At 51.8% G+C, this 15,220-nt stretch carries 10 protein-coding genes and 1 pseudogene; 6 read left to right on the forward strand and 5 right to left on the reverse strand.

All coding sequences use genetic code 11. The features are described from left to right. Nucleotides 1–2,368 (reverse strand): annotated as a pseudogene (locus G9409_RS03205) (hypothetical protein); the annotation flags it as partial. 342 nt (nt 2,369–2,710) lie between these two features. Between G9409_RS03205 and G9409_RS03210 the strand changes: the two are divergent. The 3 genes from G9409_RS03210 to G9409_RS03220 are packed head-to-tail and all read left to right on the forward strand — an operon-like array spanning nt 2,711 to nt 6,035. After that, complete coding sequence (locus tag G9409_RS03210; RefSeq protein ID WP_166807360.1) at nt 2,711–4,180, forward strand: glycine--tRNA ligase; 1,470 nt, start codon at nt 2,711–2,713, stop codon at nt 4,178–4,180. A 26-nt stretch (nt 4,181–4,206) separates the two neighbouring features. Continuing rightward, complete coding sequence (locus G9409_RS03215; protein WP_166807361.1) at nt 4,207–5,349, forward strand: geranylgeranyl diphosphate reductase; 1,143 nt, start codon at nt 4,207–4,209, stop codon at nt 5,347–5,349. Continuing rightward, nucleotides 5,349–6,035 (forward strand): DUF3593 domain-containing protein, encoded by a 687-nt coding sequence (locus G9409_RS03220; RefSeq protein ID WP_166807362.1) that lies wholly within the window; start codon nt 5,349–5,351, stop codon nt 6,033–6,035. The genes G9409_RS03215 and G9409_RS03220 overlap by 1 nt, the downstream gene beginning before the upstream one ends. Here G9409_RS03220 and G9409_RS03225 read toward each other — a convergent pair. The 3 genes from G9409_RS03225 to G9409_RS03235 are packed head-to-tail and all read right to left on the reverse strand — an operon-like array spanning nt 6,026 to nt 10,330. Further along, nucleotides 6,026–7,750, reverse strand: coding sequence for a S41 family peptidase (locus G9409_RS03225; protein ID WP_235923222.1), 1,725 nt, complete (start codon nt 7,748–7,750; stop codon nt 6,026–6,028). The genes G9409_RS03220 and G9409_RS03225 overlap by 10 nt on opposite strands. 3 nt (nt 7,751–7,753) lie before the next feature. Next, nucleotides 7,754–8,617, reverse strand: a complete 864-nt coding sequence (locus tag G9409_RS03230; protein ID WP_166807363.1) for a 2,3,4,5-tetrahydropyridine-2,6-dicarboxylate N-succinyltransferase — start codon at nt 8,615–8,617, stop codon at nt 7,754–7,756. Nucleotides 8,618–8,632: 15 nt separating this feature from the next. Continuing rightward, a complete protein-coding gene (locus tag G9409_RS03235) occupies nt 8,633–10,330 on the reverse strand; it encodes an Rne/Rng family ribonuclease (protein ID WP_166807364.1) in 1,698 nt (565 codons plus the stop codon). 453 nt (nt 10,331–10,783) lie between these two features. Here G9409_RS03235 and G9409_RS03240 point away from each other — a divergent pair, with 453 nt between their 5' ends. From G9409_RS03240 to gyrB, 3 genes are all read left to right on the forward strand, one after another. After that, nucleotides 10,784–11,404: a ribonuclease HII gene (locus tag G9409_RS03240; protein ID WP_166807466.1), complete on the forward strand. Its 621-nt coding sequence runs from the start codon at nt 10,784–10,786 to the stop codon at nt 11,402–11,404. Between the two features lie 8 nt (nt 11,405–11,412). Beyond that, nucleotides 11,413–11,793: a YraN family protein gene (locus G9409_RS03245; RefSeq protein WP_166807365.1), complete on the forward strand. Its 381-nt coding sequence runs from the start codon at nt 11,413–11,415 to the stop codon at nt 11,791–11,793. A gap of 139 nt (nt 11,794–11,932) precedes the next feature. Beyond that, on the forward strand, nt 11,933–13,882 hold the full coding sequence (gene gyrB, locus G9409_RS03250; RefSeq protein ID WP_076789608.1) for a DNA topoisomerase (ATP-hydrolyzing) subunit B: 1,950 nt from the start codon (nt 11,933–11,935) through the stop codon (nt 13,880–13,882). Here the strand turns inward: gyrB and G9409_RS03255 are convergent. After that, a complete protein-coding gene (locus G9409_RS03255) occupies nt 13,871–15,187 on the reverse strand; it encodes a peptidylprolyl isomerase (protein WP_166807366.1) in 1,317 nt (438 codons plus the stop codon). The genes gyrB and G9409_RS03255 overlap by 12 nt on opposite strands. Between the last annotated feature and the right edge of the window lie 33 nt (nt 15,188–15,220).

Below are 15,220 nucleotides of genomic sequence, written 5' to 3' on the forward strand. Positions count from 1 at the left end.
CTATGTTGTCGAGGCTCACGCTCAGGTCGCGCTGCCACGTCGCGTTCGACGGATCGGATTTCGCCAACCGTTCGCTCACTTCACGCGACTCCTTGTAGATCTTTAACGCTCCCTCTAAATCGCCCTGGTGGAGAAAAACGTTGGCTTGCAAATTCAGCAAGGCGGAACACTCTCTTTGCCAATCCGATTCGATCAACGTTTCGTACGGGAGAAGATTGAACCAATCCGCTACTGCTCCAAGGACGAGTTGCACCAAATCAAGTCGGCCAAAATTGGTAAGACGATCCACTACGTCATACAGGAGATAGTTTGCCAGAGGGAACCAAAGCTTCTGGTCACTGTCTGCACGCAACAATGCTGCGGCATGCTCAATAGTAGCTATAACCGAGAAAGACTGCCCCTCTCTCTCGGAATAGTCAAGTAAAGCCGAGAGATGACGCTGCATCCACACTCCCAGAGAGCGCCTGAGCTGTAAATCAGAACCTCTTTCGTGCCGAGCAAAACGATAACCGAGAACGTGAGTGAACTGCCAGTAGTCAGCCGCCGCAGAGCGACGTAAAAGACCGCACTGCACCAGTGAGCGGAGCATGTCGCGGTTGTGCAGCCGGATATCGGCACCGGAGTCGGAAAGAGCCGCTTCAATGGCAGAAAGCGGAAAGGGAGCATGGGCAAGCAGACCGGCGGCTTCGAGAGCCCTGCGTGCCGCACTATCAAGCCTTCTCACACTTCGGCTGAACAGCCACTCAAGCGTATGGCTGGCCTGTGCGGGATCACTGAGCAGAGGGAGTTGCTTATGCTCCCACTCACGCAGCAGTTCATCAGGATCTTCGTCATTACGCGCAACAAGGTTGCCTGCCCAGGTAATGGCAAGAGGGTGACCGTCAAGGAGTGCAAGGATACGATCACGCACCTCGCCGCTCACACGCCTCTTACACAAGGAGTCAAAGAGATTCGCTGCGTCGTCAGGATGCAATGCCTCCTTAAGCTCCACACTTTCGGCTGGAGCTGCCTGCACAGAGAGCCGGGTAAGCAGAAGCCAGCGATTCTCCGGCGAAAGAACACTGAAAAGTTCATGAATGCTGCACCGCCCCTCCTTTCCGTCAGCCTCTTCACCTCCCTCAATGATGAACAGGATGCGACGACTGCGGCAGGCTTCGGTGGCACGCTCTTTGGGCGGTGAACTGGCCAAAAAGCCATATCCGGCAACTTTGTTCGCCAGCGCGTTCCATACCGGCTCAGCCTGCCCGTTGCTGGTGTAGAGATCAAAATAGAGAACACCATCGGGATAAGGGCTTTTGGAAAGCTGCGCAGGCTGCGCTCCGGTGACACAAAGAACTGCCTGTGCGGCCAAAGCGGTTTTGCCAAGCCCTGCCCAGCCAACAACAGCCGTGTTCTTCCTCTTTTTCAATCGATCTGTCAGTTGATCGAGCTCGCTCTTGCGGCCAAAAAACTCTTCCGCCGCAGGTGGCAATTCGTGCGGAATGCGCGAAACGCCTGCAACCATTGCCGATTCAAGCTTGACAATAATTTCTTGAGGCTCTCTTAGCAAGACCTTAGGCGGTTGCTCCGTAGGTGAAGGCGAGCGTGGCACAAGAACGTGATTACGCAGCAGATCGCAAACAGAGCCACAGACGTGATCATTGCCTGAAGAAGGCTTGGCGATGGAGAGATGGTCTTCATCAAGTGGCACCGGGTCAGTGCCAACACCCGGATGAGCCGAGGAGAGGTTAACGATTGGCAGCACACCATTTACAGGGAGCTGCTCGTAGAAAGTAACGGTATGAATACCAAGAGAGGTAGCATGGGTCCGGTACCAGTCGTTGAGGTCATTGAGATTGGCATCATGAGCACACAGCTCTTCAATGGTAACCGTTGCCCCAAAAAGCTTTTTAAATGCATTAATGAAAGATGCCAGCTTGGCTCCAAAATGCGGTGTTGCAAGAAAAAGAAGTGCACGGGTTTGCTGTGCCACCTGTTGCCTTCGAGCTTCCGGATCATCGAAAGACTTGCGAAGCAACTGTTTGGCAAGCAAACCACCAAGGCTGTGGCAGATAAAGAACAGCGGACGCTTGCCGAAGTCGCACGGCATCATAAGGTCAAGTACCTGCGTCGCACGGCTTGGCAGCGCCATACTGTAACCTTCTTCGCGATTGCGCGACCTAAACCAGCGCCACTTTGTTGGGCTCGCAGCATACCCAAGTGACCAGACTCCCACTTCGGGAAACTCCTTGCCAAGCCACTCTGGCCAGAAAAACTGATTGCTGTTTCGCCACGTCTCAAATGCATTGCCCCCGAGACCGTGAATAAAAATCACGTCAGCTTTCCGGTTGTTGTTTTCACAACCCGAGATCTTATACAGCTCGCTCAATCGCTCATGCTCCTTTTAAAAGAGAGATGTTATCCTGATTTTTGGGAAACGGCACGTTTAGAAATGACCAAACCGCAGTCAAAAGTATTGACTGCAGAATTATCTCCTGAGTAACCCAATACTGCGCAGATTACACACTAACAGAAGATAATAAAAAATATTACGCTGTTCATTGCATAAGTGAGCCCCGCCTGAAGCACAAATCTTATGAGTAACAACCCTTGAGCATCCAATCAAGCCCCCACCGTCCACTGATTATCCCCACTGGTTTCTTATATTCAATGTTTTATCGAGCTGAATACGGACTCTTGAACAGTTTTATCAAAATAGTTTGAACGAACGATGAGCAATTCTGATCAAGCGAGGGTGCAGAGCGTGAATCTGCCTCCCGATAAAGTGATGCACAAGCTGGTTTCGCTGGCCAAACGCCGGGGGTTTATCTACCCGTCGTCCGAGATCTATGAGGGGCTCTCCTCCTGCTTTGACTACGGGCCGCTCGGCAGCGAGCTGAAAAAGAATATCAAGGAGCTGTGGTGGAACACCATGACCCGTCGCCACCAGAATATTGTCGGCATTGATGCCTCCATACTCATGAACCCGAGGGTTTGGGAGGCTTCAGGACATGTTGCGAGCTTCAATGATCCGATGATTGATGACCGCACAACAAAGCGGCGCTACCGTGCAGACCACCTGATCGAGAACCATATCGAAAAACTGCGCCGGGATGGCAGGGATGAGGAGCTGTTGAGGGTACAAGGTGCCTACGAGAACATTGCCAATGCAGAAGATCCCAACCGGGCACTCTATGAGCTGATTCTTGCTGAAAAGATCAAGGCGCCGGACACCGGCTCTGGAGACTGGACCGAGGTTCGTCAGTTCAATCTGATGTTCCAGTGCAATATGGGAGCTGTGGCGGATAAATCAAGCATCGTCTACCTGCGGCCTGAAACCGCGCAGGGCATTTTTGTCAACTTCCATAACGTCCGGGAGTCGTCGCGCATGAGGGTACCGTTCGGTATTGCGCAGATCGGCAAGGCATTTCGCAACGAGATCGTTAAAGGGAACTTCATCTTCCGCATGGTGGAGTTTGAACAGATGGAGATGCAGTACTTTGTTAAACCCGGTACCCAGAAAGAGGCGTTTGAAGCATGGCGTGAGGAGCGGTTTGCCTGGTACAGCGCCACACTCGGACTGCGAGCGGAAAAGCTGCACTGGTACAAGCATGACAAGCTGGCTCACTACGCTGATCTTGCCTATGATATCAAGTATGAGTTCCCCTTCGGCATAGAGGAGATTGAGGGCATTCACTCCAGAACCGATTTTGACCTCAAACAGCATCAGGAGTACTCCGGCAAGAACATGGAGTATATCGACCAGCTCACCAATGAGCGCTTTATCCCCTATGTGGTTGAAACATCCGCCGGATGCGACAGGCTCTTTTTGGCGCTCCTGGCAGATGCCTACCGTGAAGATGTTGTGGACGGTGAAGAGCGGGTGATGCTGAAGCTCGCGCCAAAAGTAGCCCCGGTCAAGGCCGCAGTACTTCCTCTGATGAAAAAAGGGGGCATGGGCGAAAAGGCCGCTCAGCTGCGTGACGAGCTTTCCGAATCGTTCCTTGTCCAGTACGATGACGCCGGCTCTATCGGCAAGCGCTACCGCCGTCAGGATGAGATCGGCACACCATTCTGCATCACGGTTGACCATCAGTCGCTTGAAGAGGGTACGGTTACCGTGCGCTTCCGTGACAGTGCCGCACAGGAGCGGATTGACCTGTCACGGGTCAGGACGTTTATAGGCGAAAAGCTGGTTTAATTTTTTGGTAACTCATCTATTTTCCAATGCGTTATGATGTTGCTGTATTAGGCGGTGGCCCTTCAGGATCGGTTGCCGCGGCCGAGCTTGCCAGGGCTGGACTCTCAACGATTCTCATTGAACGCAACTTTGAGAATGTCAAACCATGCGGCGGAGCAATACCGCTCGGACTGATTGAGGAGTTCCGCATTCCTTCAGAACTGGTAGAAAAAAAACTCTCCCGCATGAAGGCCCGCTCCCCGAAAGGGCGGGTGATCGAGATGAACATGCCGAACGGATATGTCGGGATGGTCAGGCGCGAAAAATTTGACCGCTGGTTGCGCACTGAAGCTGAAAAAGCCGGCGCAACCGTTGCCGAAGGGCTGGTAAACACCATCACCCCCTCTGCTGACGGCTTTCTCATCAAAACCCTCAATGACAAAATAGCACCGCTCAAGGCTGCACGGATTATCGGGGCTGACGGGGCGAACTCCAAAACCGCCGACGAGCTGCACTTTCCGCCAAACGAGCTGAAGGTGATCGCCATGCAGCAGCGCTTCCACTACTCACCCGCAATTGAAAAGTTCAGCAATATTGTTGAGATCTGGTTTGACGGAGAGGTCTCTCCCGACTTTTACGGATGGATCTTCCCGAAGGCGGATCATCTTGCCATCGGCACCGGCACCGAGGATCACCGGCACAACATCAAGGCGCTGCAGCGGCGTTTTATCGAAAAAATCGGGATTACCGACAAACCCTACCTTGATGAGGCGGCCAAAATACCGATGAAGCCCCGCAAATCCTTTACCCAGGAGAAGGCCATTCTGGTCGGGGATGCCGCCGGACTGGTAACACCGGCAAACGGTGAGGGGATATTCTTTGCCATGCGATCAGGAAAACTCGGCGCACAGGCAATGATTGAGCACCTGAAAAACGGCGCTCCGCTTGCGAACTATGAAAAAGAGTTCCGCAGGCTCTACGCTCCGATCTTTTTCGGTCTGGAAGTTTTGCAGGCTGTTTATTACAAAACGGACCGGCTGCGGGAGAGTTTTGTCGCCATATGCGCCGATGATGATGTGCAGCAAATCACCTTTGACTCCTATCTTTATAAGAAAATGGTGCCTGCCCCCTGGCCGGTTCAGATGAAAATCTTTTCAAAAAACATCTACCACCTGATCAAGGGCTCTTGATGCTGCTCTCTTTTCCAAACTGGATTATTCATCTCTCTTCCGCTCTTGAATGGGGGCTCGGGGCAGCACTGCTCTTCCGTTACGGCAGGCTGTGCAACCGGCGCGACATCAGGATTTTTGCCCTCTCCATGCTGCCGCACTGGTCAGGAAGCTTTTTTGTGCTTGGTTACCATGTTTCAGGGGACTCGGTTCCACTGCTTCTTGATCTGTCGGAGATCATCAATCTCTTCGGCAGCATCTCACTGCTCCTGGCAACACTGAACCTGCTGAAATCCACAAAAAAAGCCCCCTCACTCGGCTTTGCAGCCGCACTCGGAGCCATCATAATTTCCGGCAAACCGCAATCATACCTGGGGGAAGATATCTTTGACACCATACTGCAGCTCTCCAGCGTAGTCTATATCTCATTTCTGGTGCTGCTCTTTCTGGTCTACCGGCGTGACCGGACGATTTTTTCCGGGCTCACCGTTGCGGGGTTCTGGTTTGTGCTGGTATTTATTTCAGTCACCATTTTCTGCATGTATCTGGCAACAGTGGTTCGGGGATTTCCGACGCTCTCACATGACGACCTGCTTCACGGGATGGCCGAAAGCCTGCTGACCATAAGCAATCTTATGATCGCCATCGGCGCACACCGTAAAATCCGGGAGTATGAAACAAACCTGGCAGGATCAGGTCAGGGGTGAAGCGTCCTGGAGTATTGACGTGAGTCGGCAAGAACCTCAAGCGCTCTCTTCACAACAGGATCATGGCTGAGCTCTCCCGTTCGGGCAAGAGGCTTGTCATAGTGCCGCAGGATCTCAAGCTCAAGAGCTTCGGCAACAGCTTCCGATTCCTTTGCAATCTCCTGCGCTTTCAGAAGCGCAACACCCTTCAGAAGCTCATCAGGAATCTTCACCGGATTAATTGCGTTGACCGCATCCTCGCCCTTCAGCGCAGCCTTCAGTTCATCGAGCTGTCGTTCAGCCTGTGATGTATAGGTGAATTTTCTGCTCTGCAGAAAGTCATTGAATGAGCGCATAAGCCCCTTGCGCTCAATTGGCTGAACCGGCTTGAGCGGTGTCCGGGAACGATAGTTCGAAGAGAAAAGAAAAAGCATCCCTTTATTTCGCAGCTCCATCAGGTATGGTGAATCCTTCCTGTCGGAGATCTCAATATCGGGCTTGATACCTCCTCCTCCATAGACCTTCCGCCTCCCTTTGGTGAAGAAGGGCGTAGAGCGCTTGTCCTCCTGAACCTCAGGGAGCACATTTCGCTGCTCCGGCTCCGGAGGAGCCTCTTTCTGGATCAGACGACCGGATGGGGTATAATATTTTGCTGTAGTAAGCTTCAGCGTATTGTCATAGGAGAGATTTAAAACCGACTGCACCCGCCCTTTGCCGAATGAACGTTCACCGATAATCACCCCGCGATCAAGGTCCTGGATCGCGCCGGCTACAATTTCAGCCGCAGAGGCACTCTGGCTGTTGATCAGAACAACAAGCGGCACGGTTTCATGCACAGGATCGGTAACGGTGACGTAGACTTTAGGTTCATGTACCCGACCCCGAATGGACACCACATTACTGCCCTTCCTGACAAAAAGCGAAGCAACATCAACCGATGCATTGAGAAGACCGCCCGGATTGTTTCTCAGGTCAAGTATGACTCCTCTCAGTGGAATATGCTTTGCTGCGGCCTGACGCTGGAGATCCTGAAGAGCCTCTCTCAGTTCATCAGCCGAGCGGGCGCCGAAGCTTTTCATCTCGATATAGCCGGTATCACCAAAAAAGCAGGAGTGACTCACCGTGTTTACCCTGATCTCCTCCCGTTTTATGCTGACCGTAAAAAACGGCTCACTCTCCCGCTCTATGCCGAGCGTCAGGGTTGCTCCGAGGGGCCCCTTGAGCAGCTCCTTTACCTCATTGAGCGGTTTATTCTTTATCCCGGTACCGTTAACAGCGGCAATAATGTCCCCCATCCTGACTCCCGCCCTCGATGCCCCATATCCCTCCACAACTGAAGCTATATAAATGGATCCATCAATCGAGGCTATCGTAACTCCGATACCGGCATACTGACCACTGGTCAATTCATCAAGCTCCTGAGAGTCACTCTTGTCAAGAAACACCGTGTAGGGATCAAGGGTATGCAGCATTCCGTCAATTCCGGCATACATCAGTTCTCTGACATCGGGCTTGTCAACGTAGTTGAGTGACAACTGACGGTAGACCTCCCCAAGAAGATCAATACTCTTTATAATACCGAAATACTCCTTTTCATCAGCCGGCATGGAGTAGAGCGGCCGGGCAGAAAAGGAGGAGCAAAGGCAGAGAACAATCATGAAGCCTGACACTCTGCGCCAAAGAGTGGTCAGCGCCGCACCGACATAGGCTCCCCTATATTGCCTGTTAAGCTGCATGACTCACCTGAGCGCCTCTTCAAGTGCCGTTGCGCTGTCCGTGCGGGCATCGCGGTACTTGATGATAACCGGCGTATAGATGGCAAGACCATGTTCAGCGGCAAACTCTCCCTTGATGGTGCGGGATCCGGCAACAACCACCGCGCCGGCAGGAATCTCCAGCGGATGATCTGCCGTTTTTCTGTAAACCCTGTTCAGGGCAATATCATAAACCGGTGTTGAACCATTAAGAATAACGCCTGTCCCGATCACGGCACGCTCCCTTACGATCGTACCTTCATAGATGCCGCAGTTGCCGCCAACCATCACCTCATCCTCAATAATGACGGGCATGGCTCCAACCGGTTCCAGCACACCGCCTACCTGAACGCCGGCAGAGAGATGGACCTTTTTTCCAACCTGGGCACAACTCCCCACAAGAGCATGGGAATCAATCATGGTTCCTTCATCGACGTAGGCTCCAACGTTGACATAGGCAGGAGGCATCATGACCACCGATGGGGCCAGATACGAGCCGTCACGTACCGCCGATCCGCCGGGAACGATGCGGACATTGTTCTCCAGTGTAAACTGTTTAAGCGGGTAGGTATCCTTGTCAATAAAGGTAAAACCGGCTCCATGCTCATCAAGCGGTACCATTGCTGCCTGAAGCCTGCCAAGTCGCATGCCGAGCAGAATACCCTGCTTGACCCATGTGTTTACAATCCAGTCACTGCCGGATTTTTCTGCCGCCCGTATAATTCCGTCGTTGAGCAGCTGCTTGAACTGCCTGAAAACCGTGCGCGCTTCAGGAATCTCCTGAAGTGCAGCCGCACCGAATGATGAAAATCCAAGTATCTGCTCTTGCAATGCATCGTACTGTCCCATAATCCCGTCTGATGTTTAGATATCGCCGTATTCGGCGGTAATGTCCTTGTTGTTCTTTCTGCTGTAAAACCTGAAATCGTCACTTCTCAGGCTCTCATCCGGCTTGACCTGAACAAAGAGCAGGTGCTGCAGAAACCATTTCAGCTCGGTTTTCAGGTCACTGTTCTGCAACGGCTCGACCACCGTAGGGCTGACGTAGAGATCAAGCTGCTGAAAATTCAAGGGGTGCTTCAGCGCATACTTTCTCAGCCATCGCTCAATCTGGTTGATGGTGGTGAAGCGAGCCTGAACCACACCGGTTCCTCCGCATGCGGGGCACTGGTCACCCATGCGCTGCATCAGACTCGGTCGTATTCTCTCGCGGGTAATCTGCATGATGCCGAAATCCGACATGGGCAGAATATTTGATTTAGCCCGATCGTTACGCAGCTCGGTCTTCATGGAGTCGTAGACCTTTTTGGCATTCTTCTGATCGAGCATGTCAATAAAATCAACAACAATAATACCGCCGATATCCCGAAGCCGAAGCTGCCGGACAATTTCGCGTGCCGCCTCAAGGTTGGTTTTCAGCGAGTTCTCCTCCTGTTCCCGCTTTGCTGCATACCGGCCGCTGTTGACATCAACAACAACCATGGCTTCGGTATGCTCGATAATGATATAACCGCCCGACTTCAGCCAGACCTTGCGGGAAAAGATCGATTCAACATCCTTGGCAATACCGTACCCTTCAAAAAGGGGCAGTTTGCCCTGGTAGAGGCTGACGTTTTTAACCATCTCAGGAGCTGCCCACTGTATATAGTTCAGCGTCTCCTTGTGAATCACCGATGAATTGGCCACAATTTCCGTAACGTCGGAGGTCAGGGAGTCACGCAGAACACTGGAGATGATGGTATCCTCCTTGAATATCAGTTGCGGAGGAGCGGCATCCTGAAGTTTTTCCTCAATCTGGGTCCATTTGGCAAGAAGCTTTTCGAGATCCTGCTTCAGAAGGGTCTCCTCCTGGTCTTCGGCAACCGTGCGGATAATCGCACCGAATCCTTCCGGCAGCATGGAGCGCACCAGTTTTTTCAGCCTTGACCGCTCCTTGCGCACAACAACACGACGGGAAACGGCAACCTGCCCGCCGCCAAAGGGCAGGAGCACCATGAAACGACCGGCAATGGTAATATCTGAGGTAAGTCGTGATCCCTTGCTGCTGATAGGTTCCTTGATAACCTGAACAAGAATGGAGTCATTCGGCTTGAGTTTTCCGGCGATCATCTGGGTATAGGACTGCCGCTTCTCAGCCTTCTCCTGCTCGTCGCCTGAGGGGCGCTTGCCGCCGCTTCTGGCAGAGGCTTTTACACTCTGATCAGCCGCTGGCTGTACCTGTACCGGAGCCGCGTTTAACAAGTCATCACTGTCGGCATCCTCTGCGCCGACAACAGCATCATCATCATCATCATCCTCAATCAGCGCACGATAATCCTCACTCGTTGTGCCTACATCGGAAAAGTGCAGAAATCCGTCGGACTTCTGTCCGATATCGACAAACGCGGCTTTCAGGCCCTCAACAACCTTGTGAACCCGTCCGAGATAGATATCACCGATACTTCTCCGGCTTTCAGGGCGCTCAATAATCAACTCCGCCAGACGGCCCTCCTCAACAAGAGCGACCTGTATCTCATCGCCGGTCTTGTTCATCAACAACTGCTTATTCAAACTCTTCTTCATTCGTTAACTCTTTTTATAATGGTAAGAACCAGAGGCGGAACACCTTCTGTAACGCTGTATAAATATTTTTTTATATCCTCGCCCGGCTATCCCTGAGTCTCCGCCTGATTGCCTTGGGCTTTCAATTAAATCCAGCTCTCCGGAGCTGTACAAGAGACGATATTGCGGAATAAACAGATACCCTGAAGCTATCCATCAGGAACGCAGAAAACCCTGCAGGGAACGGGAACTGCAAGCCAGTTGTCAAGATAATAAATTATATAAGGAAACAGCAATACCGGCCCGGACAACTCCGGGATGGAAACCGGTGGCGACAAAAAACAGCTGAAATTTCCGCCCTCTTCTTTCAGGGCAAGATCCTGTTGTATAACTTCATGATACCCGTTTTTTGAGCATCCGGAAAATGTTGCCGCATATCGTTGTCGACGTATCCGATCATGGTAAAGAATATGCCTGATGAACACCTCCTATGAATGGCCGCTATGGCAAACCTCCGAATTTGTCTGCGGTATTGATGAAGCGGGACGGGGGCCGCTGGCCGGGCCGGTAGTTGCCGCAGCGGTAGTATTTCCCCGATGGTTCAATCCGGAAGAGAGCATCCTCGAGAAGCTCGATGATTCCAAAAAACTCTCTGCCAGAGTGAGAGAAGAGCTTGCTCCGGCAATCAAGGCCGCCGCCCTTTTCTGGGCTGTTACGGAGATCGATCCGGAGATTATTGACCGGATCAATATCTTTCAGGCAACCATGCTTGCCATGAACCGTTCGGTTGAAACCCTCGGCATGCTGCCGCATCTGCTGCTCGTGGATGGCAACCGTTTCAGGCCTCATCTGCCGATACCGTACGAAGCCATTGTCAAGGGTGATGCCAAGGTCTTCTCCATTGCGGCAGCATCCGTGCTTGCCAAAACCCGAAGGGATGAGATCATGACAGCGTGCAGCAGAAGCTGGCCCGAATATGGCTTTGATCGCCACTTCGGCTATGCAACCGCCGAACATGTTCGGGCAATCCGGCAGTACGGGCGATGCCCTCTGCACAGAGTAAGCTTCAGGCTGAAAGAACTGGGAGAAAAATAGCGACAGCCATGCACGATCCGCACCAGCTCGGACAACAGGGTGAGCAGCTCGCCGCCGACTTCCTTGAAAAAAAGGGGTACCGGATCATTTCACGAAATTACCGCTATCACCGCAATGAGATTGATATCATTGCCCGATATAAAAGAACGCTCTGTTTTATAGAGGTGAAAACCCGCTCCTCAACCGAAAAAGGTCATCCGGCAGAAGCCGTAACACCCGGGAAACAGAAGGAGATCATCAAGGCTGCCCGCGCATACCTTGCATTCTGCGTTCATGAAGAGTGTGACTGCCGGTTCGATGTTATCGCAATTCTGATAGAGAGCATGCATGAAAGCGGAATCGACAGGTTTACTGTCGAGCATTTTGAGGATGCATTCTGGGCCGATTGATCAACATGAAAGATCAACGCTGTTTATTTGTTCCGAAACCCGATTACTGCGGTTGGCGGTGCTCGAAAGACAAGCATAATGACCGCATTTTTATTATCTTGAAGCTCAATTTTCATCTCATCAGTTAGAGCAGATAATTATGCAGGAAGACGATATTCTGAGCACAGTAGCCCCTACCGCTCCATCAACCTACGGAGCAAACAACATCCAGGTTCTTGACGGCATAGAGCATGTCCGCATGCGTCCTGCCATGTATATCGGCGATATTCACAGCCGGGGCCTTCACCATCTTGTTTATGAAATTGTCGATAACTCCATCGATGAAACACTCGGCGGATTCAATGACTACATCTTTGTCTCACTGAATCCTGATGGCTCAGTAACGGTAATCGACCGCGGCCGGGGTATTCCGGTGGACATTCATCCTGAAAAGCAGAAATCCGCCCTTGAGCTGGTCATGACCGTAATCGGTGCCGGCGGAAAGTTCGACAAGGGCGCCTACAAGGTATCCGGCGGGCTGCACGGCGTTGGAGCCTCGGTGGTCAACGCCCTCTCGGAATGGTGTGAGGTTGAGGTATACCGTGACGGGAACATCTATTTTCAGCGCTTTGAACGCGGCATTCCCCAGGGAGATGTCCGGGTTATCGGGAAAACCGATAAAAAAGGCACGAAAACCACCTTCATGCCCGACCATCAGATTTTCAAGACAACCGAGTTCCGCAAGGATATTATTATCGACCGTATGCGTGAGCTGGCCTTCCTCAACAAGGAGCTGAGCATCACGGTTCAGGATACTGAAGGTATTGACGAGATCTTTCACTATGTAGGAGGCATCAAGGAGTTTGTCCAGTTTACCGATCAGAACCGGATCAACCTGCTCAAGGAGCCGATCTATCTCTATGGCGAAAGGGATTCAACCATTGTTGAAATCGCCCTGCAGTACAACGATTCCTACCAGGAGAACGTCTTCAGCTATGTCAACAACATCAATACCCATGAAGGCGGTACCCATGTCACCGGATTCCGCAAGGCACTGACAAGAACACTCAATGCCTACGCCCAGAAAAATGATCTTCTGAAGAACCTCAAGCTCTCCCTGACCGGTGACGATTTCAAGGAGGGCCTGACTGCCGTTATCTCGGTAAAGGTTGCTGAACCCCAGTTTGAGGGCCAGACCAAGACAAAACTTGGTAACTCGGAAACACAGAGTATCGTCGAAACCATAGTCAATGAGCAGCTTGCGGAGTTTGCCGAAAGCAACCCGAATGTACTCAAGATGATCATTGAAAAGGTGAAGGGTGCGGCCATGTCGAGAGAGGCTGCACGCAAGGCCAAGGAGCTTACCCGCAGAAAATCGGTACTGGAGAGCTCGGGACTTCCCGGAAAACTTGCGGACTGCTCCATCAATGATCCGGAACACTGTGAACTCTATATCGTAGAGGGTGACTCTGCAGGCGGCAGTGCCAAGCAGGGACGGGACAGAAGCTTTCAGGCTATCCTGCCCTTGAAGGGAAAAATCCTTAATGTCGAAAAGGCCCGGCTGCACAAGATGCTTGAAAACGAGGAGATCAAGACCATCATTCTCGCCCTTGGAACAAGCTTTGGCGAAGAGGAGTTCTCAACCGAAAAGCTGCGCTATGGGAAAATCATCATCATGACCGATGCTGATGTTGACGGCGCGCATATCAGAACCCTGCTTCTGACCTTTTTCTTCCGCCATATGCGCTCACTTATTGAAGCCGGCCGTGTCTTTATTGCCCAGCCGCCTCTTTATCTGGTAAAATCAGGCAAGGAGCAGCAGTATGCGTGGGATGATGACGAGCGCAACAGCATTACGGAGTCCATGAAAAAAATGCAGAAAGGCAAGGCCAATATCCATATCCAGCGCTACAAGGGTCTTGGAGAGATGAACCCTGAGCAGCTCTGGAGTACAACCATGGACCCTGCTCACCGTTCACTGCTGCTGGTAAATGTCGAAAATGCCATGGAAGCCGATCAGGTATTCTCGACGCTCATGGGTGACAAGGTTGAGCCTCGCAGGGAGTTTATCGAGAAAAACGCAAGATATGTCCGCCGCTTAGATGTCTGAGGTGCGGACATAGACCTCCTTGCGGAGTTGCTGTACCCATTCTGAAAATAACCTGCGGTTTTTGTTGTCAAGAGCCTCCTCTTCAAGAAAGGAGTAATCCTTCTCCGGATTCACCGTATGGGCAGCAACCCGCTCGTTCAGCCTGATGATGGTGTAGAAGGACTCCCCCTGCGGAGGATCGATCTTCGAAGGAGGACTGATATCTCCCGGATTTTTCAGGGCCGTGATAATTGCCCTCAGCTCCGGACGCAGGGAGGGAAGGGAGATATACTCACCCACACCACCGATTGAAGAGATAACGCCACCAAGCTTTGCTGTGGATGGATCGTCAGAATATTTGGATGCCATCTCGGAAAACGATGACTTGCCGCTGAGTATATCGGCCCGAATTGAATTCAGGAGCTGGTCCACTCCGCTAAAATCATCTTTCGAATGGTCGAAGGCGACAAGAATATGGCGGACGTGAATGGCATTCGGCTCCTTGTTCAGCAGCTGAATGATATGATAGCCGTAGCGGGTTTCAATAATACCGGAAACCTCACCCTCCTTGAGCGAAAAAGCTGCCGTTTCAAAACTTGGAATAAGCGACCCTTTCTGAACATATCCGAGATCACCACCAAGCCTGGCCGAACCGGGATCCTGGGAGTATTTCCTTGCCAGCAAGGCAAAGTCCGCGCCGCCCTGAAGCTCCTTGCGAACTGCCTGGATCTTGGTAAGCGCCTGAAGTTGTGCGTCAGCAGACACTGCGGGATATTTCATGATCTGGGAAACTTTAACCCCTTCCGGAATCAATGAAAATTTCTCCCTGTTGGCGTTATAATAGTCCATCACCTCACCTGAAGTAACCTTAACTCCGGCCGAGCGTTTCCGCCGAAGGGTCTGTATCAACTCCTGATTGCGGATCTCCGTGCGAATCTCGTCGCGGATAGCGGGGAGCGTTTTACCGAAACGGGTTTCCATCTCCTCTTTAGAGGCAAATCTTGCTCTCAACTGCTTGAATCGGTCTCCTGCTGTAGAGGAAATAGCGTTTTCATCAACTTTAACGCTGTCAATTTTTGCTTTCGAAAGAATAATCTGCTGCTCGATCAGACCGTCAAGTATCCTGCGGGATAAGCCGGTATCCTTAGCCAGTTCAGGGGACTGAAGTCGAGCCATAAGAGCCCGGGAGTCAATTTCCGATTTCAGGATGACCTCGCGACCAACCACAGCGACAATCCGGTCGGCAACTTCGGCATAAGATGGTGTGGTGATTGATGCCAAACCGGAAAGAAAGAGCAGTGCTGCTTTCCCTGATATTTTTTTCATTACAATGATCCTGACTTATAAATATTGTTCAGA

Source organism: Candidatus Chlorobium masyuteum, from assembly GCF_011601315.1.
Lineage (GTDB): Bacteria > Bacteroidota > Chlorobiia > Chlorobiales > Chlorobiaceae > Chlorobium > Chlorobium masyuteum.

What these genes read in the sequence shown, in the direction of transcription:
- G9409_RS03210 (WP_166807360.1), top strand. Translation starts at nt 2,711, where the DNA reads ATGAGCAATTCTGATCAAGCGAGGGTGCAGAGCGTGAATCTGCCTCCC.
- G9409_RS03235 (WP_166807364.1), bottom strand. Translation starts at nt 10,330, where the DNA reads ATGAAGAAGAGTTTGAATAAGCAGTTGTTGATGAACAAGACCGGCGAT.
- G9409_RS03245 (WP_166807365.1), top strand. Translation starts at nt 11,413, where the DNA reads ATGCACGATCCGCACCAGCTCGGACAACAGGGTGAGCAGCTCGCCGCC.
- gyrB (WP_076789608.1), top strand. Translation starts at nt 11,933, where the DNA reads ATGCAGGAAGACGATATTCTGAGCACAGTAGCCCCTACCGCTCCATCA.
- G9409_RS03215 (WP_166807361.1), top strand. Translation starts at nt 4,207, where the DNA reads ATGCGTTATGATGTTGCTGTATTAGGCGGTGGCCCTTCAGGATCGGTT.
- G9409_RS03220 (WP_166807362.1), top strand. Translation starts at nt 5,349, where the DNA reads ATGCTGCTCTCTTTTCCAAACTGGATTATTCATCTCTCTTCCGCTCTT.
- G9409_RS03230 (WP_166807363.1), bottom strand. Translation starts at nt 8,617, where the DNA reads ATGGGACAGTACGATGCATTGCAAGAGCAGATACTTGGATTTTCATCA.
- G9409_RS03225 (WP_235923222.1), bottom strand. Translation starts at nt 7,750, where the DNA reads ATGCAGCTTAACAGGCAATATAGGGGAGCCTATGTCGGTGCGGCGCTG.
- G9409_RS03255 (WP_166807366.1), bottom strand. Translation starts at nt 15,187, where the DNA reads ATGAAAAAAATATCAGGGAAAGCAGCACTGCTCTTTCTTTCCGGTTTG.